At 69.3% G+C, this 26,308-nt stretch carries 26 protein-coding genes; 6 read left to right on the top strand and 20 right to left on the bottom strand.

Going from position 1 to position 26,308, the window contains the following annotated elements:
* Positions 1-115 precede the first annotated feature (115 nt).
* Positions 116-658: a GDSL-type esterase/lipase family protein gene (locus J7E22_RS18150; protein ID WP_214980245.1), complete on the bottom strand. Its 543-nt coding sequence runs from the start codon at positions 656-658 to the stop codon at positions 116-118.
* On the opposite strand from J7E22_RS18150, the gene J7E22_RS18145 reads away from it, so the two are divergent.
* Complete coding sequence (locus J7E22_RS18145) at positions 651-896, top strand: hypothetical protein (protein WP_214980243.1); 246 nt, start codon at positions 651-653, stop codon at positions 894-896. The genes J7E22_RS18150 and J7E22_RS18145 overlap by 8 nt on opposite strands.
* Here J7E22_RS18145 and J7E22_RS07245 read toward each other — a convergent pair.
* The 11 genes from J7E22_RS07245 to J7E22_RS07195 form a co-directional block, all read right to left on the bottom strand.
* Positions 880-3,159: a glycoside hydrolase family 3 N-terminal domain-containing protein gene (locus J7E22_RS07245; protein ID WP_214980240.1), complete on the bottom strand. Its 2,280-nt coding sequence runs from the start codon at positions 3,157-3,159 to the stop codon at positions 880-882. The genes J7E22_RS18145 and J7E22_RS07245 overlap by 17 nt on opposite strands.
* Before the next feature lie 102 nt (positions 3,160-3,261).
* Positions 3,262-5,370, bottom strand: coding sequence for a hypothetical protein (locus tag J7E22_RS07240; protein WP_214980238.1), 2,109 nt, complete (start codon positions 5,368-5,370; stop codon positions 3,262-3,264).
* Positions 5,371-5,401: 31 nt separating this feature from the next.
* The gene (locus tag J7E22_RS07235; RefSeq protein ID WP_214980236.1) at positions 5,402-6,145 is read right to left on the bottom strand and encodes an SDR family NAD(P)-dependent oxidoreductase; all 744 of its coding nucleotides are present in this window, start codon (positions 6,143-6,145) and stop codon (positions 5,402-5,404) included.
* Positions 6,142-8,649 (bottom strand): glycoside hydrolase family 2 TIM barrel-domain containing protein, encoded by a 2,508-nt coding sequence (locus J7E22_RS07230; RefSeq protein ID WP_214980234.1) that lies wholly within the window; start codon positions 8,647-8,649, stop codon positions 6,142-6,144. Before J7E22_RS07230 ends, J7E22_RS07235 begins: the two co-directional genes overlap by 4 nt.
* Positions 8,650-8,714: 65 nt before the next feature.
* A complete protein-coding gene (locus J7E22_RS07225) occupies positions 8,715-10,100 on the bottom strand; it encodes an MFS transporter (RefSeq protein ID WP_214980232.1) in 1,386 nt (461 codons plus the stop codon).
* A 244-nt stretch (positions 10,101-10,344) separates the two neighbouring features.
* Positions 10,345-11,334, bottom strand: coding sequence for a LacI family DNA-binding transcriptional regulator (locus tag J7E22_RS07220; RefSeq protein WP_214980230.1), 990 nt, complete (start codon positions 11,332-11,334; stop codon positions 10,345-10,347).
* A gap of 106 nt (positions 11,335-11,440) precedes the next feature.
* Positions 11,441-11,755 (bottom strand): alpha/beta hydrolase, encoded by a 315-nt coding sequence (locus J7E22_RS18140; protein ID WP_214980228.1) that lies wholly within the window; start codon positions 11,753-11,755, stop codon positions 11,441-11,443.
* Positions 11,710-12,264 carry an alpha/beta hydrolase fold domain-containing protein gene (locus tag J7E22_RS18405; RefSeq protein ID WP_214980226.1) on the bottom strand — a complete coding sequence of 185 codons (555 nt, stop codon included), beginning with the start codon at positions 12,262-12,264 and terminating at the stop codon, positions 11,710-11,712. Before J7E22_RS18405 ends, J7E22_RS18140 begins: the two co-directional genes overlap by 46 nt.
* Positions 12,265-12,606: 342 nt before the next feature.
* Entirely contained in the window at positions 12,607-13,332 is a 726-nt protein-coding gene (locus J7E22_RS07205) for an anti-sigma factor (RefSeq protein WP_214980224.1), read from the bottom strand.
* On the bottom strand, positions 13,329-13,838 hold the full coding sequence (locus tag J7E22_RS07200; protein ID WP_214980221.1) for a sigma-70 family RNA polymerase sigma factor: 510 nt from the start codon (positions 13,836-13,838) through the stop codon (positions 13,329-13,331). The genes J7E22_RS07205 and J7E22_RS07200 overlap by 4 nt, the downstream gene beginning before the upstream one ends.
* A 2-nt stretch (positions 13,839-13,840) precedes the next feature.
* On the bottom strand, positions 13,841-14,530 hold the full coding sequence (locus J7E22_RS07195; RefSeq protein ID WP_214980219.1) for a YceI family protein: 690 nt from the start codon (positions 14,528-14,530) through the stop codon (positions 13,841-13,843).
* 230 nt (positions 14,531-14,760) lie between these two features.
* On the opposite strand from J7E22_RS07195, the gene J7E22_RS07190 reads away from it, so the two are divergent.
* Positions 14,761-15,321 (top strand): MOSC domain-containing protein, encoded by a 561-nt coding sequence (locus J7E22_RS07190; RefSeq protein ID WP_214980218.1) that lies wholly within the window; start codon positions 14,761-14,763, stop codon positions 15,319-15,321.
* A gap of 19 nt (positions 15,322-15,340) precedes the next feature.
* Here the strand turns inward: J7E22_RS07190 and J7E22_RS07185 are convergent, their stop codons facing one another.
* From J7E22_RS07185 to J7E22_RS07170, 4 genes are all read right to left on the bottom strand, one after another.
* Positions 15,341-15,664, bottom strand: coding sequence for an ATP-dependent DNA ligase (locus J7E22_RS07185; protein ID WP_214980217.1), 324 nt, complete (start codon positions 15,662-15,664; stop codon positions 15,341-15,343).
* Between the two features lie 2 nt (positions 15,665-15,666).
* Complete coding sequence (locus J7E22_RS07180; RefSeq protein WP_214980216.1) at positions 15,667-16,023, bottom strand: hypothetical protein; 357 nt, start codon at positions 16,021-16,023, stop codon at positions 15,667-15,669.
* A 126-nt stretch (positions 16,024-16,149) separates the two neighbouring features.
* The gene (locus J7E22_RS07175; RefSeq protein WP_214980215.1) at positions 16,150-17,586 is read right to left on the bottom strand and encodes a serine/threonine-protein kinase; all 1,437 of its coding nucleotides are present in this window, start codon (positions 17,584-17,586) and stop codon (positions 16,150-16,152) included.
* A gap of 79 nt (positions 17,587-17,665) precedes the next feature.
* Positions 17,666-17,836, bottom strand: a complete 171-nt coding sequence (locus J7E22_RS07170) for a hypothetical protein (protein WP_214980214.1) — start codon at positions 17,834-17,836, stop codon at positions 17,666-17,668.
* Between the two features lie 195 nt (positions 17,837-18,031).
* Between J7E22_RS07170 and J7E22_RS07165 the strand changes: the two genes are divergently transcribed.
* A complete protein-coding gene (locus tag J7E22_RS07165) occupies positions 18,032-18,883 on the top strand; it encodes an NAD-dependent epimerase/dehydratase family protein (RefSeq protein WP_214980213.1) in 852 nt (283 codons plus the stop codon).
* A gap of 98 nt (positions 18,884-18,981) precedes the next feature.
* Here J7E22_RS07165 and J7E22_RS07160 read toward each other — a convergent pair whose 3' ends face one another.
* The 4 genes from J7E22_RS07160 to J7E22_RS07145 all read right to left on the bottom strand — a co-directional run bounded on the left by J7E22_RS07160 (position 18,982) and on the right by J7E22_RS07145 (position 23,342).
* Positions 18,982-20,283, bottom strand: a complete 1,302-nt coding sequence (locus tag J7E22_RS07160; protein WP_214980212.1) for a glutathionylspermidine synthase family protein — start codon at positions 20,281-20,283, stop codon at positions 18,982-18,984.
* On the bottom strand, positions 20,283-20,663 hold the full coding sequence (locus J7E22_RS07155) for a tRNA-dihydrouridine synthase (protein WP_214980211.1): 381 nt from the start codon (positions 20,661-20,663) through the stop codon (positions 20,283-20,285). The genes J7E22_RS07160 and J7E22_RS07155 overlap by 1 nt, the downstream gene beginning before the upstream one ends.
* A gap of 27 nt (positions 20,664-20,690) precedes the next feature.
* A complete protein-coding gene (locus tag J7E22_RS07150) occupies positions 20,691-22,151 on the bottom strand; it encodes a sugar porter family MFS transporter (protein WP_214980209.1) in 1,461 nt (486 codons plus the stop codon).
* Between the two features lie 183 nt (positions 22,152-22,334).
* Positions 22,335-23,342, bottom strand: coding sequence for a DNA-3-methyladenine glycosylase (locus J7E22_RS07145; protein WP_374193260.1), 1,008 nt, complete (start codon positions 23,340-23,342; stop codon positions 22,335-22,337).
* A 71-nt stretch (positions 23,343-23,413) separates the two neighbouring features.
* Here J7E22_RS07145 and J7E22_RS07140 point away from each other — a divergent pair, with 71 nt between their 5' ends.
* From J7E22_RS07140 to J7E22_RS07130, 3 genes are all read left to right on the top strand, one after another.
* Positions 23,414-24,442 carry a 6-phosphofructokinase gene (locus J7E22_RS07140; protein ID WP_214980207.1) on the top strand — a complete coding sequence of 343 codons (1,029 nt, stop codon included), beginning with the start codon at positions 23,414-23,416 and terminating at the stop codon, positions 24,440-24,442.
* A gap of 95 nt (positions 24,443-24,537) precedes the next feature.
* Positions 24,538-25,530: an acryloyl-CoA reductase gene (locus J7E22_RS07135; RefSeq protein ID WP_214980205.1), complete on the top strand. Its 993-nt coding sequence runs from the start codon at positions 24,538-24,540 to the stop codon at positions 25,528-25,530.
* Between the two features lie 87 nt (positions 25,531-25,617).
* Positions 25,618-26,301: a GntR family transcriptional regulator gene (locus J7E22_RS07130; protein ID WP_214980203.1), complete on the top strand. Its 684-nt coding sequence runs from the start codon at positions 25,618-25,620 to the stop codon at positions 26,299-26,301.
* The last annotated feature ends 7 nt before the right edge of the window (positions 26,302-26,308 follow it).

Genomic DNA, 26,308 nt, shown 5'->3' with positions numbered 1-26,308 from the left:
TTGGTTGGCTCGTCGGCGGGGATGCCCGCGCATGCCGGAGCATGGGTTTCTCCAATTGGCGCTCGGGAAACACTTTCATCTACAGCTACCGCGAACGACAGGAATCCGCCAGCGCTCACCCAGTACCCGTGAGCGTGCGGACGAGTTCGCTTCGAATCGCTTGGGCGAACCGTTCGTAGCCCAGACGGTTGAGGTGCAATCGATCACGCCCGAACAGGGACAAGTCGATGTCTCCTGTGGGTGTCAGGAGTGCCGGCGCTGCGTCGATGAAGGTGAAGGCACCGGACTGAGAGGCGTCTCGCAAACGCCGGTTGGTCTCGACGATGTCCGCGCGGACCCGTTTCCGGCTCGGCGTTACGGTGATCGCGACGATGAAGATCGGCACCATCGGCAACTCCCTGCGAGCGAGCTCGACGTACTCGAGGACGAGGGCCGTGACATGCAGCGGTTTCTTGCTCATGAACGGGATGCCGTTGAGGTCGTTGGAGCCGATGTACGCCACGAGCGCGGTCGGGGCGAGCGGCGGGACCATCCGATGGAAGTAGAACAGGTGATCCCCGACCTTCGTTCCGCCGATGCCGATGTTCACCGCCGTGAACGGTGCAAGGTCCTTCTCGGACGTCAGCCAGCGCTCGAAGAACGAACTCCCGGTGAGCACCACCGCCCCCCGACTGCGCCCAGGGTTGACGGCTTCCAGTGCTGCCACCCGTCGCTCGAACCGTGCTGGCCTGTCTCCACCCGCCGCCGACACGGCGGAGATCACCGCCGCCGCCCAGCACGCGGCGACGAGCGAGGCACCGACGATCAACGGGCGTGAACGAGCGACCCGTCTCCGGGGTGCGATTCTGACCGGCCTGCTGATGCCGATCGCGACGTTCCTCACGCGAGGGAGTTGATGCGCAGGACGGTGGTCGTGCTGCAGGTCGAACTGCCTCCCACCCAGATGTCGAGCACCGTCGCATCCTGACCCCATCCCCCGGTTGCGGCGCTCCAGTAGGCGAGCTCGTCCGGTCCGAGCGCGAAGTCCACCGTCCGTGTCTGCCCGACGGCGAAGGGAATTCGCTGGAAGCCCTTCAATTCCCGCACCGGACGCGACGCAGCGCCGTGCCGCTGGTGGATGTAGAGCTGGACGACCTCGTCGGCTGCTCGGTTCGATGTGTTCGTGACGTCGACGGTGACTTGCACGGACTCTCCGACCGTGATCTCGTCTCGATCGGTGCGGAGCCCCTCGTACCTGAACGAGCCGTAGCTGAGCCCGTGACCGAAAGGGTAGAGCGGAGTGGACTCCTCGTCCCAGTACCGTTTGGACTGCGCCTCCGGCTGGAACGTACGGAGGTGCGAGTACACCATCGGAACATGGCCGACGTGCCTCGGCCACGTGAAGGGCAACCGTCCGCCGGGCGAGACGTCACCGAAGAGCACGCGTGCGACGGCGGAGCCGCCTTCGCTTCCGGGGTACCACCCCTGGAGGATCGCCCCGGCGTGCGCATCGACCCACCTGAGGTCGAGCGGCCTCCCGGACATCACCACCACAACGACGGGCGTACCGGTTGCGACGATGCGCTGCAGCTGCTCGAGCTGCCGCCCCGGGAGCTCCAACGTCGACCGGGACGCGTTCTCCCCGATCTGGTTCTGCCGCTCCCCCACGACAACGATCGCGACGTCTGCGCGACCGGCGACGGCGACGGCTTCCTCGATCGCGCGATCGTCGTCGTAGTCGATGGGGGTGTTCACCACCGTGGGATCCGACTGGTCGAACATCGACGGGTACTCCCGAGCGGGGATGCCGGCGCCGGGTGCGAACGAGACCTCCGCGGCTGCCCCCACGCGCGAAGTGATCCCCTCCAGGATGGTGATCGTGTCGTCGGTGTGGTGTGCGAATACCCAGGGTCCGAGGGTGTCTCGCTTGCTGTCCGCGAGCTGCCCGACGACCGCGATCGTGGCGGAGGTCGAGGGACCGAGCGGCAGGATGCCGTCGTTCTTCAGGAGAACGACACTGCGCTCCGCTGCACCGCGTGCGAGCTCCCGGCTTCCTCGCTCGGCGAGGACACCCGGTGCCGCAGACGCGTCGACGAACGGAGCTTCGAAAAGACCGAGCTCGAACTTCGCGGACAACACTCGGCGCACTGCGGCGTCGATCGATTCCTCGTCGACGAGTCCCTGTGCGACGGCGTCGGGCAAGGACCCGAACGCCGGGTCGAACGTGCACATCTCCATGTCGAGACCGGCAGACAGCGCCCGCGCCCCCGCGTCGGTGGCTGACTCGGCGAAGTGCTGGGTCTCCAGGGACTTGACGGCGTTCGCGTCCGACACGACGAACCCAGTGAACCCGAGTTCGTTGCGGAGGATCTCGGTGAGCAGACGGGAGTTGCCGCTCGCCGGCACACCGTTGAAGTCCATGTAAGCGCTCATCACGTTGCGGGCACCGGCATTGATTGCGGCCTTGAACGGTGGCAAGTAGACGTTGTGCAGTTCCGAATCGGACAGTTCGACATCGTCGTAGTCACGCCCGCCGCGAGCAGCCCCGTACCCGGCGAAGTGCTTCGGGCCGGCCAGGACGTTCTCCGCGCCCAAGTCTCCTTGGAAGCCTCGAACCTGTGCCGCGGCGACCGCCGACCCGAGGTAGGGGTCCTCCCCAGCTCCTTCGTAGATGCGGCCCCACCGCGGGTCCCGAGCGATGTCGACCATCGGCGCAAAAGTCCAGTGGACGCCGACGGCTCTCGCCTCGCGAGCCGCGACCGCCTGCGACGCTGAGACCGTGTCCATGTCCCAGGACGCTGCCATCCCGATCGGTGCGGGGAAGATGGTCCGCAGACCGTGGATGACGTCGAATCCGAAGATCAGCGGGATGCCGTGCTCGGACTGCTCAACTGCCAACCGCTGGAGACGGTTCGCCAGTTCGGGATCCGTCACGAAGAGGACCGATCCGGCGCCACCGGCAGCGATCGCGTCTTCGACGATCTGGGGCTGACGGAGGTAAGCCTGATGTTCGGGGGGAAGCGAGTCGACGTCGAAGTCGGCGGGCAACTCGCCGAGGCCGCCGAGGTAGAAGAACTGGCTGAGCTGGCCGGCCTTCTCGCCGAGCGAAAGTCGACCGAGCAGGTCTTCGACGCGCTCAGCGACGCTGAGGGAGGCATTGCGATAGAGCTGGTCTGACATCAGGGGTCCCTGGTTCCTTCGTGGTCGTTTCGATGTTCTACGGACACCGGGTGTCCGGTGGGGCAGCGACCACCTGGCTGGTGGTCGCTGCCGCAGGTGCCCTCAGGTGTCCGGCCAGGAGACGAAGCCCTCGGTCGCCACAACCCAGCCGTCCGCCGGGAAGCTGTGTGGTGCCCCGTCGTCCGATGGTCCGGCGAGCAGGGACACGGCAGCGAGCAGGGCCCCGTTTCCCGGGAGGTACGCTGGCAGGAGCGCGCCCATCTGCGGGTTGTGGCCCACGACGGTGTGGTGGTTCTTGCGTTCGGGACGAAGCAGGACGTCGACCGCCAGGTTCTTGTCCCCGAGGCGGTGCGCTGTCATCGCCATCAGCGGGAAGTCCCATCCCCAAGCGGAATCCCAATCCCAACGGGCCAGTACGTCCTCGAGCGTGTTCCGCATCACCACCGTGTCGATCAACGGCGTCAGTGGAACGAACCCCAAGGCTCCGAGCAGCGACGGGTGATCGTCGCGCCGGATCTCATCGGTCGTACCCACCGCCGCGTAGCCCGTTTCGTTCCGGCGGGGCGTGACGAGATGGGTCTGCACCTGGTTGGTGCCCGGGTCACGATCGAGTCCTCGGCGCTCGCGCCAGCGCTGACCGATCTCGATACCCCACCACCAGTACGCCAGTTCGAAGGTCGGATCTTCCGTGGTACGGCTGTCGTAGAACTCCTGTGCCGGCATCAGGGGTGCGGGAAGGTGGAATTCTCCGTCTCGGAGTTCGACGAAGTCGACCATGAACTCCACGGTTGCGTCGACCGCATCGGCGAACACCTCCACCAGCGCCGTCCGCTCGTCTGCAGAACTGGCGCGCCAGGTCAACTCGAGCAGGAACAACAGGTGTGGTTGCTGCCAGACGAGGAGGGAGCCCGTCGGCTCGGGGCTCTCCCGGCCCTCGGGGCCGACCTGCTTCGGCCAGCGGGCTCCCCGGTAGTGCTGCCGCTGGGCTGTTGCCTTGGCTTCGACGAGGATCGATAGGTACCAGTCGAGACTCGGGCGCAGGAGCTCGGGCCTGCCCCAGGCGGCAAAGTGCGCGGCATGCCAGAAGTGCATCTCGAGATGGAACTTCCCCTGCCACGAATTCGTGAGCAGCCCGGTCTCCGCTGGCGGGTTCACGCCCGATCCATGGACTGCGGTGAGGTACTGCGAGAGAACTACCCGGCGTTCGAGCTCGTGTGCCCTCGGGTCACTGCTGCCCGTGAAGTCGATGCTCGCGCCGTCGTTCCAGAACCGGGACCACCGCTGCTCCGCGTCACGGAGAACCTCGTCGAAGCTCGGGACCTCTGAGTTGTCGTCCGGTGAGAACCGGATGACGACGTCTACCTGGGCCTGGTCCGATGTGATCTCGAAACGGTGCGGTTCCGTGCCGGCCGTGACCTGTCCGGACGAGTGGCGGACGTCGACGCGGTAGGTCGTGGCATCGACCTCTCGAATGATCGCGAACGTCCCCTCGGCCGCCTGTTGCAGCGTCGATGCGTGTTGCGCAGGACGTTCCCAGTCGTCGGTTTGGAAGAAGCCGTCGTGGGCGTAGGGGAAGGCGAGGGAAACAGCGAGTCGCCCTTCTCGCAGGAGCGCGGACTCGATCCGGAATGCGACAACGGAATCGTGTGGTGAGGCAACGGTGCGGACGTGGACGGGAACCCCCTCGAAGTGGAACGAGCTCTCCACTCGTCCGCGCCACAGGTCGTTGGTCAGTGTGGTGTCGGACAAACCCTCGGGGCTGGTGATCGGTTCCTTCCCGGGCGTTCGCCGCAGGGCGAGGCCGACGCGACCGAGATCGAGCCGTTGCGGGTTGGCGTGCAACCACGCGCCGGGACGGTGCTCGTCCGGGAGTGCTCCCTGCATCGCAGCTTGCATGTCGTACTTGTCGGGGTACGCGACCGGGCCCCTCGGCGTGGCGTACTCGGACATGGCATCGGAAAGGCTGAAGCCCTCGGGATTGGGCATCTCGTGCCATCCCCAGGTGCTCATCGTCGCCGTGTTGATGGCGGTCGTTCCCGAGAGCATGTTGCGGAGCGGATCGTGGTAGGCCGCGAACGTCTGCATCCCCGTGATGTCCGCGGTGTACGCGAAGTCGCCGTTGCCGACGGAGACGACGTGCTCCGGGTTCGGCTCGTGGACGACGATCGTGTGGCGACTGACGACGGCTTCACGATCGATGCGTGCCGGCACCGCTCCCCCCGGAGACTCAAGGGGCGGGACGCTAGACAACGGACCAACCGCCATCGCTCGGCAGGATCACACCGTTGACGTTCGACGCTTCCTCGCTGAGCAACCACACGATGGACGCAGCGATGGCCGCTGCTTCCGCAGGTACGATGGCGATTGCCGCCATCAAGGGGAACACCCGCCCGGCACCGAGGTCGGACCGCACATCCGCGGCCATGTTCGTCATCGTCGCCCCCGGCGCGACCGCGTTCACCCGCAGGCCCTGCGGGCCGTACATGAACGCGGTGCTCCTGGTCAGGCCAGCGATCGCGTGCTTCGACGCGGTGTACGCCGCACCCGCGGCGGAACCACGGAATGCCGCCTCCGATGCGACGTTCACGACCGACCCGTGACCGCTGGCGAGCAGCATCGGCAGGACTGCACGGGTGACCCTCATCGGCGCGGTGAGGTTGATCCGGAGGACGCGCTCCCACGTGGTGTCGTCGACCTCGCCGAGCGGGAGGAACGAGTCCATGATCCCGGCGACGTTCGCGAGTCCGTCGAGCGTCCCTCCGCAGGCTTCGACGAGTGCCTGGACGGTGTCGTCATCGGAGACGTCACCAGCAACGGTCGTGATGCTCTTGCCGAGGAGTTCCGTCTCCAGTTCATCGAGGCGATCAGGGACCAGGTCGGTCGCGATGACCCGCGCGCCCTCGTGGATCAGCCGGATCGCGGTGGCTCTCCCTATTCCGGATCCTGCCCCCGTCACGAGGACGGTCTTGCCGGTGAACGTGCTCATACTGAAGCCTTGTCTGTCGGTTGCGGGTTGAGGTCGGTCAGGTGCCCGGCCACGACTGGGGGTACGCGTTCGGGCACGACGTGGATCGACAGGGAAACGTCGTCGAACCCGTCAGCACTCACCACGACGGTGATCTCCCCAGGAGCCGTGGGGCGGACCGCTGCGAGCAGGCGTCCGTCGAATGTCGTGCACTGCGAGTCGCCGTACCGCTCCTCTGTGGCCGGTCGAGCGCTCCCGAGACCCTGGAGGATGCCGGCACCATCGACCTGGACGGAGACCACGTGCTCTTCGTGGGTGGCGACGACCCCGCGATCATCAACCACTTCGATCTCGATGAAGCTCAAGGCCGACATGCCGTCGGTGATCACGGCGCTGTCCGCGCGTGCCGAGAGTCGGAACGGTCCCCGTGCACTCGTGAGCACAGTGCGGCCGACTTCGGCCCCGTCGATGTAGGCCCGTGCGACGAGTTGGCCAGGTTCGTAGGTCGTCTCGAACGTCGCCGTGAAGCCGTTCGGCTGTCCTGCTGATCGCCTGCCGCAGCTCGTCCCGTTCACGAACAGCTCGACCTCATCGGCATCGCTGTAGACGTCGATCGTCACTGGTGCTCCGGGTGGTGTGGTCCAGGTCCAGGACGCGATCGAGTCGGACCACGCCCATTGACCGGCTTGCACCGCCCGGCCGTGGAACTCGGGCCGGTGGACAGCGATGTAGGGCTCGCGACGGAGGCCGAACACCGTCTCGCGGTAGTAGGAGGCGGGACGCCGGTGGCCGGTGATGTCGATGTCACCGCACCACGCCGTCAGCCACGGGAACGGAGCGGCGAACGCCGGGGTCTGCCCAGGCTCCGGGTAGCTCACGCGCCCGATGCCGACCTCACCGAGGTAGTCCCAGCCGGTCCAGGTGAAGTCGCCGATCACATGAGGGTTCTCGGTGACGAGCTTCCAGTTCGCGTCGATGCGCGTGGGGAAGGTCTCGGTGCCGACGATCACTCGGTGCGGGAACAGTTCCTTGTCGATCTCGTACCGTGCCTCGCCGTAGTTGATGCCTGCGATGTCGAGCACACCCTGCGATTCCGCGGTCTTCTCGGTCACCAGTGGTGAGGAGCTGACCTGGTTCATGAACTCGCCGGCGTTCCCCATGAGAGTGTTGACCCCCTGCGGGTCCGCATCTGCTTGATGGGTGCTCATCATCTCGATGACGTCCGGCATCACGGAGACGAGACCGTTGATGCCGTTCGTGATGAACCGTGACGGGTCGAGTGACCGGACCTTCTCAGCAAGACGACGACCCCAGCCCGACCCGAGGGCGCGTCCCGTTTCCGGGACCTCGTTCCCGATCGAGTAGATGATGACACTCGGGTGGTTGAAGTCCTTGGCGACCATCGCCTCGACATCTCGCTCCCACCATTCCGGGAATGCGAGGGAGTAGTCGAAGGCGTTCTTGGCCTCGGACCACATGTCGAACGTCTCGTCCATCACGAGCATGCCGAGACGATCACAGGCATCCAGCATCGGTTGGCTGATCGGGTTGTGACTACTCCGGATCGCGTTGAATCCCGCGGCCTTCAGCACTTCGATCCGGCGCTCTTCGGCACGACCGATCGTCGCCGCGCCGAGGATGCCGTTGTCGTGGTGGATGCACGCGCCTCGGAGCTTCAGTGGTGTGCCGTTGATGCGGAGGCCCTCGTACGGATCCAGCTGCAGCGTCCTCACACCGAACCGCGTCACCTGCTGGTCGAGCACATCGTGTTGCTGCCGGACGGTCGTCGTCGCGGTGTAGAGGTACGGCGAATCCGGTGACCACAGATGTGGCGCCACGACGTAGAGCCGCTGGCGAGACACCTCCGCCGTCCCAGGTGTGGTGGTGACCGGCACCGTGTCTGATGACACGATGACATCATCAGCGTCGCGGACCTCCGTCGTCACCGTCACCGTCGAGGAATGCAGACCCTCGTTCAGGACCCAGCTGCTCGCCAGGACAACAGCGCGACGATGATCGACGTCGGGGGTGGTGATCTGCACGCCGTCCGCGGCGAGGTGGACCAATTCGTCGACGTGCAGGAGCACATCGCGGTGGATGCCGAGACCCGTGTACCACCGGGAGTCGTCATGAGCGCGGCTCTCGACGCGGACCACGTTCGACTCGCCGTACCGGAGGAACGGATCGAGCCGGATCCGGAAGGTCGCGTATCCCGAGGGGCGCTGACCGGCGAAGTCGCCGTTCACGAAGACCACGGCGTCCCGGTAGACCCCTTGGAACTCGAGCGACAGCCGACGCGTCCGGTAGTCCTCAGGGACGTCGAACACCTTGGTGTACTCCACGGCGCCACCGGGGAAGTAGGCGTTCCGTGCACCTTCGTTGTCCGACGCGTTGCGCGGCAGATCGATCATCGCGTCATGCGGAAGGGTGACCGGGATGCGCGGAGCGCCCGGTCCGGACAGCTCGGCAAAGATGCTGGCTTTCGGGCGGACCGTCCAGTCCTTGTGGAATGGCGTGGTGGTCATGCAGGGATTCCTTCGAGAAGACGAGCGGCGAGTGCAGGCTGCGGGGCGATCGTTCGGACACGCCGTCAGTTCGCGACCCTGATGCTGGTGGTCGACTCGGCCCGTCGCCGCCCGATGGAGATCGGCACGATCGCTCCGGCCCCGAGCACAGCGACGATCGCTCCGATGATGTAGACGACCGTGTACTCACCCGACGCGAGCGCGATGATGCCCCCGGCAACGAGGGGGCCCGCGGCCTGCGGGATCTGACTCGCCAGCCCGATGATCGTGATGAAACGACCGTTCTGGTTCTCCTCCTGCGGCAGCACATCCAACTGGATGGCCTGATCGACGGCCCCGTAGACCCCGACCGCGAACGTGAGGACCGCGCTCCCGATGATGTACTGCAACTGGCTGTCCATGAAGGCGATCAACAGCAGACCGCCGGCGAGGACGACGGCGCTGCCGATGAGGAAGGGCTTTCGGCTGTGCAGGCGGTCTGACAGGAAGCCGCTGAGCACTGCTCCCAGGATCGCGGTGACGAGTCCGATGAAACCGGCGGTGGCCACGATGGCCGCGACCTTGGTCGGGTCGCTGGTCAGCCGTTGGGAAACAAGGTAGATGCCGTAGGTCGTGGAGAACGAGAGCGCGAGGAAGATCAACGCCCGACTGATCCATACCCAACCGAGGTTCGGGAACTTGCGCGGGTTGAAGTAGAAGCCGTTCGCGAGGCTCCTCACGTCCACCTTTCCGGGCCGCACGGTGATCGGCTCGTCGCGCATGATCGCCACGAACACGGCACCGAGGATCAGCGCCAGAACCGCTGGCCCGCCGAACATGGCGACGGGTACCTTCACGAAGGCACCGGCGAACACGATGCCGATGATCGGGCCGATCTGGGTCACCGCGCCGGACAAACCCGCGACCTTCCCACGCTGTCCTTCCGGCAGCAGGTCGCTCAGGTGGGTCAAGATCATCGCCGCCGCGATCGAGTACCCGATGTAGGCAAGCGACCATCCCGCGATCAGCACGGCGACCGACGGAGCGAGCCCGACCACGAGGGAACCTGCCAGTCCGAGGAGAAGACCGGCGAGGAACCACGGGCGGCGGCGGCCGAACTTCGACATGGTCCGGTCGCTCAGGACGCCGGCGATCGGACTGGTGAAGATCACGATGATCCCAGGGATCGCGATCGCGAGGGCGATCGCCGCGTTCTTGCCTGCGGGATCGATCTGAGCGACGCGGATCGCCAGGGAGTAGCCGATCGGGGTGATGAACGCGACGTACAGACCCATGAACGCGACGATCAGGGCCGTGATGTAGCCCCGCCCGACGCGGGGGCGATCCTCGGTACCCGGCGCCACCGCGGCGCCGATCAGTTCCGCGCCGGTCTCGAGGGCGCTCCCCGGGCCGAGGGGGATGTCGGTGAGCGCCGGCGGGGCGTTCCGGGCGTGTTCGTCGGGTGCAGGCATGTCAACTCCGTTGTTGTGGTCGGTCGTGCTGTCGAGCGGCTGCGGGCGGGCTCGGTATCACGTGATACCAACCTGCCACAGGCGGTCGCGCAGCGCAACTGGATGCGGCCCATGTTGCGGGAGAACGCCGAGGACGCTCGTCTGGGACTTGGCATGGCCATCGATCCCGACGCATCACCGAAGAAACCCCGAGCGCTCTGACCGTGACGGCCGGGATCCGCTGAATTAGGCGAGCGTCAGGACGTCACGAGGAGTGCCCGGGGACGAGCTGCACGAGCTCGGCGGCTGACGCCCGGGACGGCGCAGGAGTCCCGTCCATGATCGCCCGCAGTTCCCCGACGGCGTCACCGATCAGGCGCCGGATGTCGACCGCGATGGTGGTCAACCTCGGCGACCACAGCTGGCCGACGTTCGTGGCGTCCACACCGACCGCGCTGATGTCGTCGGGGGTCCGCAGCCCGCTGTCACGGGCGGCCGCGAGGACGGTGAGGGCGACGTCGTCGTTGTAGCAGGCGAAGCCGACCGGTCCGCCCGCGAAGTGGCCGCCCAGCGCAGCCCGGGCGTCGTCCAGTTGCGCTGGCACGCGAGTGAGGACGGGTTCCGCGAGGCCTCGCTCGAGGCACACCTCACGGAGCAATGCGAAACGCCGCGGCCCGTACGGGTCCTGTCGTTCGTCCGCGATGCCGGCGAACGCGAGTCGCCGCGGTGCCGATGTCGTGAGTGCGTCGATCTGCATGCCGACGATGGTGCGGTCGACATCAAACGCGGGCTCCCCGCCCGCCGACGTGCGGTCGGGAACAGCGATCACGTTGTCGGACGCGAGCGCCGCGTGGTCTTCCGCGCTCAGGAACCCGAGATCGATCACGGCGAAGGGCCGGAGATCGAGTACCGCCTCGATCGTGGCCCGGGAGTCGGCCCCTGCGAACCGCGTCACCACGTTCGCTGCGAGGTAGGCCGTGTCCCGTGTGACCTGGTCGACGGCATCCTGGAGATTCCGTCCCCAGGTCGTGTTCGCCGCCAACACGACGATCGTGTCGCTCCGGCCGTTGACGAGCGATCGACCGGCTGGCGACGGACGATAGCCCAGCTGCTTGGCGGCGTCGTGCACCCGATCACGCGTCTCCTTCGGGAAGCGGTCCACCCGTCGCCCGTTGAGAACGTGACTGACCGTCGCCCGTGACACTCCGGCGAGTTCAGCGACGTCGAAGCTGCTCGCGGGCTTGGTTCGCTTCACCCCGGGCACGCTGCAAGTCTGCCATATCCGTCTCGTCGGAGACCCTGGCTGGCAGAGCGGAATCCTCCGGCGATTCCGAGTCGGATGCCGGCCTCTCAGGACAGCATCACGCGAAAGCGTCCAGAGCGTCGATGGCGCGCTCGAACGCAGCTCGACGCGGCCGGTCGAGGAACCCGTGTGTGGTCCCGCCGACGATTTGGTGGCGAACGTCGACGCCAGCTGCACCCAGCTCCGCGACGAGTGCTTCCCCCGACGCCCGCAACACATCGCGGTCCGCGTCGAGCACGAGCGTCGGAGGCATCCGTCCCAGATCCCCGCCGCCGGGGAAGGTGTCGATTTGCGACATGACCTCGTCGCTGCCCGCGTAGTTCACATTCATCCGGTAGACGGTGTCCGGCCTGAACTGGAGGAGGCCGTACACCCGCGGGTACGCGCCCGGACCTCATCCGGGATCGGCGGCAACGCTGCGTGGTACGTGCCGTACGCCAGGAGGAGCTTCTTGGGCAGGGCCCCGCTGTCTCGGAGACTTTGCGCGGCGGACACGGCGAGACATGCGCCAGCGCTCGCCCCACCGAGCAGCGGCACATCCTGCTGTCGCTCGGCGAAGTCGCGGAACGCGTCGACCACGTCATCGACCGGGACCGGGTAGCGGTTGGCGGACGGTGCGAGGCGCACCGGGCCGCGGAAGCCCCACCGAGGTGCCAGCCGGTAGTCAACCGTCAACACGACGTACCCCCGGCGGGCCAGTGCCCGAGCGACCGCGTCGGATTCGCGCTGCTCGAGGCTGCCGCCGCTGAACGCTCCCCCGTGCACCCAGACGAGCGACGCACGCTCGGGCCCGGTCCCTCGGTACAGACGAACCGGGAGCGGACCGTGGCGTCCGTCGACCGATCGGTCCTCCGTACGCACCTCGTCCTTCGTTCCACGCATGAGTACCACTCCGAACCTCCGGCTTCGTCGTGACGCCATTCGGGATGCTCGACGCCCTTTGCGACCCTAGAGGACCCGCGTGCCGGCGCCACCAAGACGATCAACGAAGGTGGCGACACGGTCGTACCCCTTCTCGGAGCTGGGAGCGAGCGCCCGGCCGGACGCGGGCACCGAAAGGCTCTCGGCAAGGTCGCCGAGCGGCGGGCCTGGGTGAGGCGGGTCACTCGCTGCTCGAGCTCGTTGAGGATCGCGACGTAGCTCAGGACCCGCCCCCTGAAGGACAGGTCTTCGGGCGCGTACCGAGGTTCGGAGTACGGGGACAACGTCCCTGATTGCCGCAGCCTAGAGGTCGACGCCGGCGAGGACGCCGCTCGCGCCACGGAGTCGCACCTGCACGCTCGCGATGGCGTTCCGCGGGATGTCCGTCGACGCGGACAGCCCCCGGGCGTCGGCTCCGGCCGCCGTCCACGACGCCACGGTCTGCTCCGTGCCGTCCGTCTCGACCACCACCAGGTCGTAGCGGACCGATCGGTCGGTCGACCACTCCTTGCCGCCGTAGGAGCAGCCCCAGTCGAAGCGGGTGCCCCACTGTTCGCCGCTGACCGCCAGGTCGACGTCCAGCCCCTGCGCGCCGACCATGGCGTAGCGATCCGCCGACGTCGTGGTCGAGGCGGTCGGAGCCGCCTGCACCGTGCCGTTCCGCTCACCGGCGGTGCCGACGGCGAGTCCGCCCAGGACGGCGGCGACCAGCGCGAGGCCAGCGGTCGCGGCGACCAGCACGCGGCGACGACGGCGGCGGTGGCGGACGCGGTGCGTGACGGAGGCGAGCGTGCTCTCGGAACGGGTGTCGGGCCTCCCGTCCGGTTCGGCGATCTCGATCGCCTGGTCGGCCGGCAGCTTGCCGAGGAGTCCGGGCAGGCCCGCGAGCTCGGCGACCGTGGCGGCGCAGCGATCGCACGTCTCGAGGTGTCGCTCGTACTCGAGCCGCTCGTCCGGTGGGAGCGAGCCGAGGACGTACGCGGCGTCCCATTCCACGTAGCGGTCGTCGGCCATGCGGTCCTCACTCATCGGGTGACCCCTCGTTCCTGCAGTGCGAGCCGGAGGGCCCGTAGCCCGTAGTGCAACCGCGACTTCGCGGTGCCCTCGGGGATGTCGTGTCGTCGCGCGATCTCCGGGACGGTGTGACCGAGCCAGTACGCGTCCACCACCACCCGTCGGTGCTCCGCGCTCAGCGATGCGAGTGCGTCCGCGACGACGATGCGGTCGAGGACGGCGTCCGTCCGGTCCGACTCGACGCGGTCGACGGGGTCCTCGGTGCCGAACTCACGGCGGTTGCGGGCTGATCGCGCGTCGTCGACCACCAGGTTCCTCGCGACCGTGAACAGCCACGCGCGGGCACTGTCCGGTGCCCGTTCGAGGACGGCGGGGCGCTGCCAGGCCCGCACCATCGCCTCCTGCACGACGTCCTCGACGATCGAGCCGTCCCGCGTGAGGTGCCGGACGTACCGGGTCAGCGCGTCGCCGTGCTCCCGGTACAGGGTCGCGAGCAACTCGTCCGCGGAACGGCTCGTCACGGTCACTTCTGCAGGTCGAGGGAGAACTCGACCGAGCCCTTCCCGTCCACGGTCACGAACCCGAGCGACGGCGCCGTGACGCCGTAGTCGGCGAAGGTGATCGGCACCGAGCCGACGACCTGCACCGTGCGACCCGTGCCGACGGCGACCTGCGCGTCGGCGGTGACGGGCTTCGTGGTGCCGTGCAGGTCCATCGTCCCGGTGAGGGTGACGTCCTGCGTCGTGCCGGCGAGGGCCTTCGCGACGTCGACCGGCTTCGTGAGCGTGAACGTGGCTGTCGGGTACTTGTCCGTCTGGAGCGCGGTGTCGCGGAAGTAGGCGTCCCGGGCGGCCTCCGGCGTGGCGATCGTGCCGACCTTAATCGTGACCGTCGCCTTCGCGAGCGACCCGCCGTCGACCTCGGCGGTGCCCGTCACGTCCTTCGTGCGTCCGACCACGTTCACATCATTGCCCTGCAACACCTCGTGCACCCGGTACCCGGCGAACGACGACCCGCGCGTCGTCCAGGTGCCGTCGGCGTCGGAGGCGGCGAGCGACCCCGCGGCGCTCGGACTGAGCGAGGGTGCGGCGGCGGCCTGCCCGTTGACGGTGTCGGCGTAGATGGCCGGCCCGGCGATGGCAGCGGCGGCGCCGATGACGACGACACCGGTGGAGATGCCGATGATGACCTTCGTGCGTGTGCGGAGTCCCATACCTGGACGACGAGGTGCGGGGGCGGATCGTTCAGATGTCAGCCCACAGGGTGACGCCCGGGCGTCCTCGGGTGGGCCGTGAACTGGCTGCTCGGCCGGGCAGCGGACCGCTTGAACCGACCCGGGACGCCCTCGGCGTAGGCCCGGCCACGAACGGAGGTCGCCGGGCACGGGCGACCGGGTCCTGTGCAGGTCGTGCAGAGCGGCTCCGTCCGCGCCAGACTGCAAGGGTGAGCAACGATCAGGAAGACCAGCCCCTCGTCGTCGACGTGAGCAGGGACCCCGCCCACCACTTCAGCAAGCCCGTGGTCGACGAGGTCGTCCTCGTCGAAGGCTGGGGCATCGAGGGTGATGCCCACGCCGGGACGACCGTGCAGCACCGTTCCCGGGTCGCGCGGGACCCCTCGCAGCCGAACCTGCGGCAGGTGCACCTGCTGCACGCCGAGCTGTTCGACGAGCTCGCCGCGGCCGGGTACGAGGTCGCACCCGGGCAGATGGGCGAGAACGTCACCACGCGCGGGATCGACCTGCTGGAGCTGCCGGAGAACACGCTGCTGCACCTCGGTGCCGAGGCGTGCGTGCGCCTGACGGGTCTGCGGAACCCGTGCCAGCAGATCAACGCCTTCGAACCGGGGCTGCTGCGTCAGGTCCTCGGGCGCGACGACGACGGGGCGGTGGAGCGGAAGGGCGGCGTTATGGCCGTGGTGGTCACCGGCGGGGCCGTCCGGCGCGGTGACCGGATCCGCGTGGAGCTCCCGACGGGTGAGCGGAGCCCGCTCATCCCGGTGTGAGGCAGTCGGACGATGACCGTCAGCTGCCGGCGGACTCGTGGGGCTCTGGAGGTTCTGGGGTGACCCGGAGTCCGGCGGGGGTGTTCGCGAGCCGCATCAGCTCCTCCACCCACACGCGGTTGAGGTGCGGCTGCCGGCTCCCGAGGAAGTCGAACTGCAGCGGGATGGTGGGGTTGATCCAGATCGAGCTGTTCCCGCTCCCGGCGGCCGCCTCGTAGTCCCACGAGAACGAGAAGCTCTCCCCTCGGCGCACCTTGGCGAGGATCACGACCTTGAGGTGGGCGAGGACGCGGTCGTCGAAGTCGACGGCGATCGACGGCGTGCCGTAGATGAACTTGCCCACCGTTACTCCCCCAGCCCTTCGTCGATCTCCGCGCTCATGCGGTTGAAGTCAGCCGCGGCGTCCTTGGCGTCGTCATTGCTCTCCACGCTGCCGGTCACTCCCACGCTGGGGAGCTCCGGGACCGGGAACCGCTCGGCTTCTTCCTCCGCGCTGATCCCGCCGACGTCGGCGATGTCGAACTGGCTCGCGGGGCTGAGCAGCAGCGTGTGCGTGCTGATCGCGCCGTTCTCCTCGAGCACCGGGACGTCGACGGTGACGCTGTGCTCGGCGTTCGCGACGGTGGTCGTGTACTCCATCAGTGCCGCCGTGATGGCGTTGCCGGTGACGATCGACCCGCCGCTGAACGTGATGCGCTTCATGCGGCCACCGTACCCTGAGGGTCCCGCCGCTCACCGGCGTCACGAGGTGATCCTCGGCTGGTGATGGCGTACGCCTGCTCTGCCGGAACGCCCGAGGCCCTGTGGAGCAGACGGATCGGAACCCCGCTACTTCCCGTGCTTCGCCTTCCCCGGCGGAACGTGCTTCGGCGGGTGCACCTGCTGCACCGGGCCGGGCTTCGCGGCGGGGTTCGGCACGGCGGCGGGCGGCCGGACGACCGCGCCCGTCCCGGCGCCCGCTCCGGACGACGTCGCGACGGTGCTCGGGGCGGTCGTCGTCTGCACGATGGCAGGGTCGGTCGTGGCGCCGACGGTGGCCGGCACGGGGACCGCGCTCGGCGAGGGGGACGGCGATGCCGAGCCCGTCGGGGACGGCGAGTGCGTCGGCGACGGCGACGGCGACGGCGAGACTGACGGTGTCGCTACGGAGCTCGAGGGCGAGCTCGACGGAGCGGAGCCGTGGTGCGGCGCGAGCGCAGCACCGATGGTCAGACCGGCGACGACGACGGCGCCCGCCACCACGGCCAGACCCTTGCGGCCGCTGACCGCGAAGCGACGACGGACGAACACCGGCGCGGCTCCGTCATCAGCAGCAGCGACACCGGCCGCCGCACCGACGGGCACCGCAGCCCGCATCGCCCGGGTCTCCGCGAGCGGCAGCGGGTCGACGATGCGCTCCGTCGGAGCACCGACGGAGGATGCGGCAGCGGAAGTGAACTCCATCGCACGGAGCTTGCTCTCGACGGCCTCGATGGAGGGCCGCCCGTCCGCGTCCTTCGCGGTCATCCTGCGGATCAGGTCCGTGAGCGCGGGGTCGAGTGACGAGTCGATCGGGACGGGGGCGTTCAACCGCGCGATGGCAGATTCCACGGGGTTGCCCGGGTACGCCTGGCGCCCGGTCGCGAGTTCGAGCAGGAGCAGTCCGAGCGAGTAGACGTCGGCCGCCCCGGTGATCGGGAGGCCGAGTACCTGCTCGGGGCTGAGGTACGCCGCGGTCCCGATGATCGTGCCGACCTCGGTCCGACGCGTCGTGCCCCCGGTCAGGGCGATGCCGAAGTCGGTGAGCTTGACGGTGCTGCCGGCCTGGCGCGGGTCGCCCTCGACGAGCACGTTGCCGGGCTTGACGTCCCGGTGCACGATGCCGCTCTGGTGGACGGCAGCGAGCGCCGCGGCCAACCGCTGGCCGATCCACCGCACCGCGTCGAGCGGGAACGGGCCCTGCTGCAGGTGGCGCCCGAGGCTGTACCCGCGGACCAGTTCCGTCACGAGGAACGACGGACCCTCGGACGGGTCCGCGGTGATGGTGGCGTCGTAGAGCGCGACCAACCCGGGGTGGTTCACCCGCGCGAGCAGTCGCACTTCTTGTTCCGCGCGGGTCCGGTCGATGTCCTGACCGGTCCCCGCGCGGAGGATCTTCACGGCGACGTCGCGCCCGAGCTGCACGTCGTGGGCACGGTGCACGGTGGACATGCCACCCGTGCCGATGACCGCACCGAGGCGGTACCGCCCAGCGAGCAGCGTCGGGCTCTGCTGCTCTTCCACCACGTGGAGCTCCTTCAGATCACTGCGGCTCAGGCCGCGGTCACGCGCAGGCGCGCGACGGCGACGCGAGCCGGGGTCGCGCTCAGACGCGCGATGCCCCGCCACGGACGAGACGGAGGACGAGCAGGATCGCTGCGACCACGAGGACGATGATCCCGACGGTGATCAGGAACTTCAGCGTGGTGACGAACGCTCCGATGAGGAGCAGGACGATGCCGATGATGGCGAGGGTGACCCAGAGTGCGTGGTTCATGACGATGTCCTTTCACGTGGCTGCGGATGTGCAGCCCTCCCACCACCGTGGCACCAAGTCGTTGCCTTGGTTAATAGTTCACGCCGTGAACTGTCCGTTCCGCGCATTTCGTCCTATTTCGGCACCGTGACAGGCCGCTTCCGGCACCGCGAGGGCCCGCAGCCTCACCACGGCGCCGGCTGGCACGATGACGGGATGCGCATCGTCATCGCCGGCTGCGGCGACCTCGGGATCGAGACCGGCCTCCGCTTCGCCGCCGCCGGCCACCACGTCGTCGGACTCCGCCGACGCGCGGAGCTGATCCCTGCCCCGATCACCGGCCGGAGCATCGACCTCCGGCGTGAGGTCCCGACGATCGACCCGGACACGGCCGTCGTCGTGGTGGCGTTCGCCGCCGGCAGTCGTGACGTCGACGAGTACCGGGCGACGTACGTCGACGGGCTGCGGAACGTGCTCGACGGCATCGCCGCGTCTGGGTCCGACCCGCGCGTGCTGGTCGTCTCGTCGACCGCGGTCTACGACGCCGACGACGGCAGTACCGTCACCGAGGGCACCGCGGCCCGGGGCGGGACACCGACGGCGGACGTCCTCCTCGAGGCCGAGCAGCTCCTCCGCCACCGCGCCCCGGGGGCCGTGCTGGTCCGGTTGTCCGGCATCTACGGCCCCGGACGCGAGCGCCTGATCGAGCAGGTGCGATCCGGCAGCGCCCGACTCGCTCCGGAACCGGACCGTTCCCCGCACACGAACCGGATCCACCGGGACGATGCCGCCCAGGCCCTCGTGCACCTCGCCACGACGCCCGACCCCGCACCGCTGTACCTCGGGACCGATGACGAACCGGCACGACTCGACGACGTGCTCCGGTTCCTCGCCGACGCGCTCGACGTGCCGGTCCCCGCCCGGGCAGCCGCCAGCGGACGACAGACCGGCGGGGACAAACGACTGTCGAACGCGCTGCTGCGGTCCACCGGCTGGGCACCGCGGTACCCGACGTTCCGTGAGGGCTACCGCGCGGTGCTGGCGGGCACGGGCGTCCGACACGCGTAGCCGCGGCGTCCGCGTCCGGACCAGGTGCCGGACGGGAGGCGCGTGGCGGCGCCGCCACGCGCCTCCCGTCCGTCGGTGGGTCGCTTCAGCGACCTGTCTCAGCGGATGAGGTTCGGCACGAACCGGCACCAGTAGTCGGTGATCGGGCCGTCGGATTCGCGGATGCCCACGCCCCACGACTCGCCGTCGACCACCCAGGACCCGAGCACCGGGTGGTTGTGGCCGTCCGGTCCCGGGAAGTCCGGCAACTCGTGGTACTGCTGCCAGACCCGTTCGCCGCCGGTCCCCGGACGCCGGTACTCGCGCCCGTTGGACGTCACCGAGCCGTCCGCACGGTGGACCTGGATGCCGTCACCCTCGCGCCCGAACACCGGCTTCACGACGAAGTCCGTCATGCCGTGCGGTCCGTCGGCGTACGAGGGCAGCAGGTTGTCGTGCCCGGGGAACAGCCGCCAGAGCGCCACGAGCAGCAGCTTGTTCGACAGGAACATCTTCCACGCGGGCTCGTACCAGTGGCCGAGCCGCCCCCGGTCGCGGACAAGGAACGCGCCGAACTCCTGGTCGCCCTGCGCCCGGTCCTCGCCGGAGACCAGGTCCTCCCACGGGTAGAGCTTGAAGATGTTCCGGATCACGGGGTACTGGGTGCCGGGTTCGTCGCCGGGCAGTGCGGCGATACTGCGGGACGACCCGGCGGGTTCGGGGTTCCCGACGAACTGTCGCGCACCGGCGTGCCACCCGATGTCCTTCATCTCGATGCCGGTGTGCTCCCACCCGGCCTCGGCGGCGAGGTCCCGCATGTACGCGACGGTGTCCCAGTCCTCGCCCGCGGTGTCCAGGTCCGAGTGCGCGACGAAGAGACGACCGCCCTCCTCGGCGCGGAGCGACTCGTGCAACAGGGTGCGCCAGCGGGCGACCATCGCCTCGTGGATGCCGTTCCACTGGTCGGCGTCGGCGGGCAGCTCCCCGGACCGGATCCGGTCCTGCAGCCAGTGCCACTGCGTGACGGAGGCCTCGATCAGGCCTGTCGGGGTGTCGCCGTTGTACTCGAGGAGCTTCGCGGGCGAACCGTCCCCGGCGTACGCCAGGTCGAACCGCGCGTACACGTCGGGTTCGTGCTGCTCGAGCGACCACGCGGCGAGGTCGAACCCCTCGCGGGTGAGCCCGAGCGTGCCGAGCGCACCGCTCGCGAGGTACCGGGCGGCCTCCAGGCACATCCGGTGCAGCTCCTCCGTCTGCTGTTCGAGGGCCTCGACCTCCGGCAGGGTGAAGACGTACGCGGCACGGTCGTTCCAGTAGTCGACGGTCGTGCCGTCGTCACGCACGGACCGGGAGTAGATGAGTCCGGTCTGCTGGATCAGTCGTTCCCAGTCGGGGCGCTCGGTGAAGGCGACGCGCTCCATCAGCCGCCGAACCCGCCGTGCTCGCCGGAACCGCCGAAGCCGCCCTTCGACACCGAGCTCCCCCGCGACGAGATGCCCGACTTCGCGGTCTTGCCGGACGGCAGCGTCGTCACGCCGCCCGAGACCGTTCGGCCGACCGCGGGGATCTTCGTCGAGCGGTTGCCGCCGACGTGCAGGTAGTACCAGCCCGCGTGGCCACCGTGGTTGTTGCAGTCGTTGTCGGGCAGCCGCTTCTGGGTGGAGTTGTCGCGGCAGATCTTCGCGTAGTCCGCGCCGACGCCGGCTCCTTCGCCGCAGCCGGTCAGGGACGCGGCGAGCGCGGCGACCACCCCGATCGAGACGACCCGGGAGGCACGACGACGATTCCGATGAGAACTCACGATCGTCGAGGGTAGCCCCCGCAGGTGTCAGCCCTCGCTGCGAGTGCGGTGCGGCAGGAAGGTCCCGTTGCGGAGCGACTTCTCGATCTGCTCCAGGGACTTCCCCTTCGTCTCGGGCACGCGGCGGAACACCAGGATCCAGGCGACGATGTTGAGGGCCGCGTAGAGCAGCATCGTGCCGCCGAGGCCGATCCACCCCGTCAGGGACAGCGCGGTCGAGGTGACGAGCAGGTCAGCGCCCCACAGGACCATGGCGTGCAGGCTGGTGGCCGCGGCACGGATGCGGAGCGGGTACATCTCGGAGCCGACCAGCCATCCGACGACCTGGATCCCGCCGGCCTGGAAGAACATGAACGCCAGGATGAGCACGATCGTCACGACGGGCGACAGCTTGCCGCCGTTGGCCGCGAACAGCGCTCCGAACAGCCCGATGCTCACCGCAGCGCCGGGCAGCATCACGAGGGTCAGGCGACGCCGACCGATCCGGTCGACCATCCGTGACCCGACGAACGTCATCACCAGGTAGACGACCCCGACGCCGACGTTCGCCCACAGGGAGTACACGTGCGGGAACCCGGCCGTGGTCAGGATCGTCGGCGTGTAGTAGATCATCATCTCGAGGCCGGTCAGCTGCGTGAACGCGGCGACGATCAGCCCGGCGATGAGCGCCGGCCGCACCCAGGGCTTCCGGAGCTGCGCCCACTGCCCGGCACCGCCGTGCGGCTCGGCGTCGTCGAGCTCCCGGATCTCGTCGAGCTCGTCCTCCGCCGTGCGGTCGTCGGGGCGCAGCCAGCGGAGCACCCGCCGTGCCGGGCCGATGCGGTCCTGCGCGACGAACCAGCGAGGACTCTCCGGCAGCCGCAGCATCCCGAGCAGCAGCACGATCGCCGGGACAACAGCGACGCCGATCATGAACCGCCAGGACACCGCGCCGTTCAGGGTCACCCCGACCAGGGCGGCGGCGAGGATGCCGACACCGATCGCGCAGTTGAAGACCGTGACGAGGCTGCCACGGCGGGGTCCCGGGGCGATCTCGGCGATGTACGTGGGGATCGTCTGGGTCGACCCGCCCACCGCGAGCCCGAGGAACAGCCGGCTGAGGATCAGGAACAGCGGGCTCGGCGAGAGGGCGGCGAACAGCACCCCGAGGGCGAACACCCCGGCGATGATGAGGATCGCGCGTCGCCGACCGATCCTGGCGGACACGGGGCCGGTCAGGAAGGCGCCGAGGATCGCGCCGACGAGGATCGACGCCGTGATGAGTTCCTGCACGCCGGAGTTGATCGAGAACTCCTTGCCGATCTCGATCAGGGTGCCGGAGATCACACCGGTGTCGTAGCCGTAGAGCAGCCCGCCGAGCGCCGCCACGAACGCCACCCGCGTGACGTGCCGCTTCGCTCGCTGCGCCGTCTCGGCCGCTCCGGTGTCGTCGGGGATCGCGGTCGGGACGCCGGCGACGTGGTCGTCGTCGGTGGTGGTGGTCGTCATCGGTGCGTCGTCCTCTCCGTGCCGGGCGGGTCCCGAGCCGGTTGGAGACGGTATGCGAGCGTCGGCAAGTGACGGCGGAGGATGTGCACCGCGCGCGGACGCCGGTCGCCGGTGCGTGCGGAACCTGGTTCCGGAGCGCGACGCAACGCGGTCGGTGACCGGCGGGTTCAGTGCCCGGCGGCTTCAGTGACCGCGGTGGTCCTGGATCGTCATCCGCGGTCCGAACGACGGCTTCCGGAAGCCCGAGCCCCCGATCAGCCGCACGACCCGCTCCCGGTGCCCCCGCCAGGGCTCGAGGAGCTCGAGCATCCCGTCGTCGTCGACCGGTCCGCCGGTCAGCGCCCACCCGACGAGCGCGGGCACGTGGAAGTCCCCCACGCTCGGCGAGTCCGGGTCCCCGTGCGCGCGCTGGGCCGTCTCGGCCGCTGTCCACTTCCCGACGCCCGGGATCGACTGCAGCCGGGCGCTGACGACCGAGCCGCCCCGCCCGAGCCCGAGCGTCCGCTCGAGCGCCGGCGCCACCTGCACCGCACGCATCACCGTCGCCGAGCGCCCCGGTTCGATGCCGGCCCGGTGCCACTCCCAGCTCGGGATCCGCGCCCACTCGTCGGCCGCGGGCGGGACGACCATGTCGACCGGGGCCGGACCGGGTGCAGGCGTCCCGAACCGCCGCAGCAGGTACCGCCACGCACGCCAGGCCTGCTGCGACGTGATCTTCTGCTCCAGGATCGCCGGCACGAGCATCGCGACCACGGTGTTCGTGCGCAGCAGTCGGAGCCCGGGCTGCCGGTGCCGGGCGTCGGCCAGGAACGGGTGCCCGGAGGCGTCGAACCCGGACCAGTCGTCGCCGCGGCCGAGCAGGTCCGGGGCGTGCTCGACGGCCCACTCCGCGCCCGCTCCCCACGCCGACACCGCGATCGACGACCCGACGCGACGGATGACGACCGAGGCGGGTCCGCAGGGCGTCCGCAGCCCGAGCCACGTATCGGAGCCGACCACGCGGAAGGCGGGGTCGCCGGAGCCGCGCTGCAGGGGCCGGAGCGTCGCGGTCACGTCCACCGCGCCTCCCGGCCGGTACTCGGTCTCCACGCGCCGAACGTCAGCCGACGCTTCGGCAGAGGCGTCGGCCGGGTCGTCGGCCGAGTCGCCGGCGGGGGCGTCGGCGGGATCGACGTAAGCGAGCAGGGACACACCGGGATGGTAATGCGGAACCACCGTCAGTCATGATGGGGGCACCCACCACCTGCGACGACGGAGTTCCCATGCGCATCGGCATCCTCACCTCCGGAGGCGACTGCCCCGGCCTCAACGCGGTCATCCGCGGCATCGTGCTGAAGGGCATCGCCATCTACGGGCACGACTTCGTCGGGTTCCGGGACGGCTGGCGCGGGGTCGTCGACGGGGACATCGTGCCCCTCGGCCGCAAGGACATCCAGGGCATCGCGAAGCAGGGCGGCACGATCCTCGGCACCAGTCGGACGAACCCGTTCGAGGGGCCGAACGGCGGGGTCGAGAACATCGAGAAGGTCCTCGAGCGGCACGGCATCGACGCCATCGTCGCGATCGGCGGCGAGGGCACGTTGGCAGCCGCGAAGCGCCTGACGGACGCCGGGATGAAGATCGTCGGCGTGCCCAAGACGGTCGACAACGACCTGGGCGCCACCGACTACACGTTCGGGTTCGACACCGCCGTCGCCATCGCGACCGAGGCCATGGACCGACTCCGGACCACCGGTGAGTCGCACTCGCGGTGCATGGTCGCCGAGGTGATGGGCCGACACGTGGGGTGGATCGCCCTGCACTCGGGGATGGCCGCGGGCGCCCACGCGATCCTGATCCCCGAGCAGAAGACGAGCATGGAGCAGATCGCCGCCTGGGTGCGGTCGGCGTACGACCGTGGGCGCGCCCCGCTCGTGGTCGTGGCCGAGGGCTTCGTGCCGGACCACGAGGACAACGCGCACACCGAACGCGGACTCGACGCCTTCGGGCGACCGCGACTCGGCGGGATCGGCGAACGGCTCGCACCGCTCATCGAGGAGATGACCGGGATCGAGACGCGCGCGACCACGCTCGGCCACATCCAGCGCGGCGGCACCCCCACCGCGTACGACCGGGTGCTGTCGACGCGGCTCGGGCTCGCGGCGATCGACGCGGTGATCGAGGAGCGGTGGGGCCGGATGGTCGCGCTCCGCGGGACCGAGATCGTGCACGTGTCCTTCGCGGACGCGCTCGGCGAGTTGAAGACGGTGCCGCAGGCGCGCTTCGACGAGGCCGCCATCATGTTCGGCTGAGACGAGCGAAGTCGCGGCCGTCGCGGTCACGCGCGGCGCGTTAGGCGCGCACGTCGCTGCGGCGTCGGCCGGGAGGCACGGGTAGCGTCCGTCACGTGACCCGCGCAGTCCTCGTCTCCAGTTCCGCAGCCCCCGCCGTCACCGAGGTCGACGTCCCCGACCCCACCGAGGGCGAGGTGCTCGTCGACGTGACGTACTCGAGCGTCAACTACAAGGACGGGTTGGCGCTCGCGCGGAACCCCGGCGTGGCCAGGCTCGATCCGCTCGTACCGGGGATCGACGCCGTCGGGACGGTCTCCGCAGTCGGACCGGGCGTGCACGGCGTCGCGATCGGCGACCGGGTCGTGTGCACCGGTGGCGGCCTCGGCGAGAACCGGTACGGGGGGTGGGCCGCGCACGTGGTCGCACCGTCCGCTGCCCTCGTGGTCCTGCCGGACGACATGGACGACTCGTTCGCGGCGGCGATCGGCACCGCCGGGTTCACCGCGATGCTCAGCGTGCTGGCGCTCGAACGCTTCGTGGACCCCGCCGCAGGCCCCGTCCTGGTGACCGGCGCGTCCGGCGGCGTCGGCACGGTCGCGATCGCCCTGCTCACCGCACGCGGGTACGCGGTGACCGCCTCGTCGGGCCGGCGGGCCGCGAACGAGGCATCGCTCCGTGCGCTCGGGGCCGTCGACTTGATCGACCGCGACACGCTGTCCGAGGTCGGCAAGCCGATGCAGCGTGCGACGTGGGCCGGAGCGGTGGACAGCGTCGGGGGTGGCACGCTCGCGAACGTCCTCGCCTCGACGCAGTGGGGCGGTGCCGTCACCGCGTGCGGGCTGGCACAGGACTCGGCACTGCCGACGACGGTGCTGCCGTTCATCCTGCGCGCGGTCTCGTTGCTCGGCATCGACTCGGTGAACGCCCCGCAGGAGCTCCGGCAGCGGGCGTGGCAGCGGCTCGCCACCGACCTCGATCCGGCGCTCCTCGCCGGTGTGACGCGCACGGTGGGCCTGCGGGACGCGATCACCGTCGGGGCCGAGGTCGTCGCGGGCGCCGTGCACGGCCGGACCGTCGTCGACGTCGCGGGCAGTCTGGGGCGCTGACACGGGCGGTTGTTATTTAGCAACCGTTTGCATATTGGCACGTTAGGATTGCAGTACAGCACACCCGAACGCGTGAGGAGCCCACCGATGCCGGTGCCCAAGTCGACCGTCGAGAACTCGCCCCGGAAGCTCCTGCGGGACGTCGTCCTCGAGAAGATGCTCGTCGCGATCCAGGACGGCACGCTGCAGGCGGGCGAACGCCTCAACGACGACGAGCTCGTGCAGTGGCTCGGGGTCAGTCGCACGCCCATCCGTGAGGCCATCGCGAAGCTGGTCGACTACGGGCTGGTCGAGATGGAGGCCAACCGGTACACCCGCGTCGCCTCCCCCACGCTCGAGCAGTACGACGACGCGTTCCAGATGCTCTTCGGTCTCGCCGAGCTGGCGGCGCGGTGGTCGATGCCGCGCCTCGACGACGACGAGGTCCGCACGCTCGGGTCCATCCTCGACACCATCCGTGCGCACGCCGACGCCGAGGACCGTGCGATCAACGACGACATCGACGCCCTGATCGGGTTCCTCGTGGCCCACTCCGGCAACGAGCTGCTCATCAAGACCGCCGAGGGCATCGTCAACCGCGCGAAGTTCGTGCGCATCGGCGCCCCCGAGTTCGTCTTCTGGGACGTCAAGGACTCCCTCGACGCGTTCCGGGCCGCGGCGAAGGGCCGTGACGGTGAGGCCGGTGGGGCCGTGGTCCGCGCACTGAGCCGCGCGATGGCCGAACACCTCGGCACCGCGCGCGCCGCTGCAGCCGCAGCAGCCGCAAGCTGACCACCCG

Source organism: Curtobacterium sp. ISL-83 (genome assembly GCF_018613895.1).
GTDB lineage: Bacteria > Actinomycetota > Actinomycetes > Actinomycetales > Microbacteriaceae > Curtobacterium.
The sequence above is the reverse complement of the archived record's forward strand: the minus strand, read 5'-3'. Positions and strand labels throughout refer to the sequence as shown.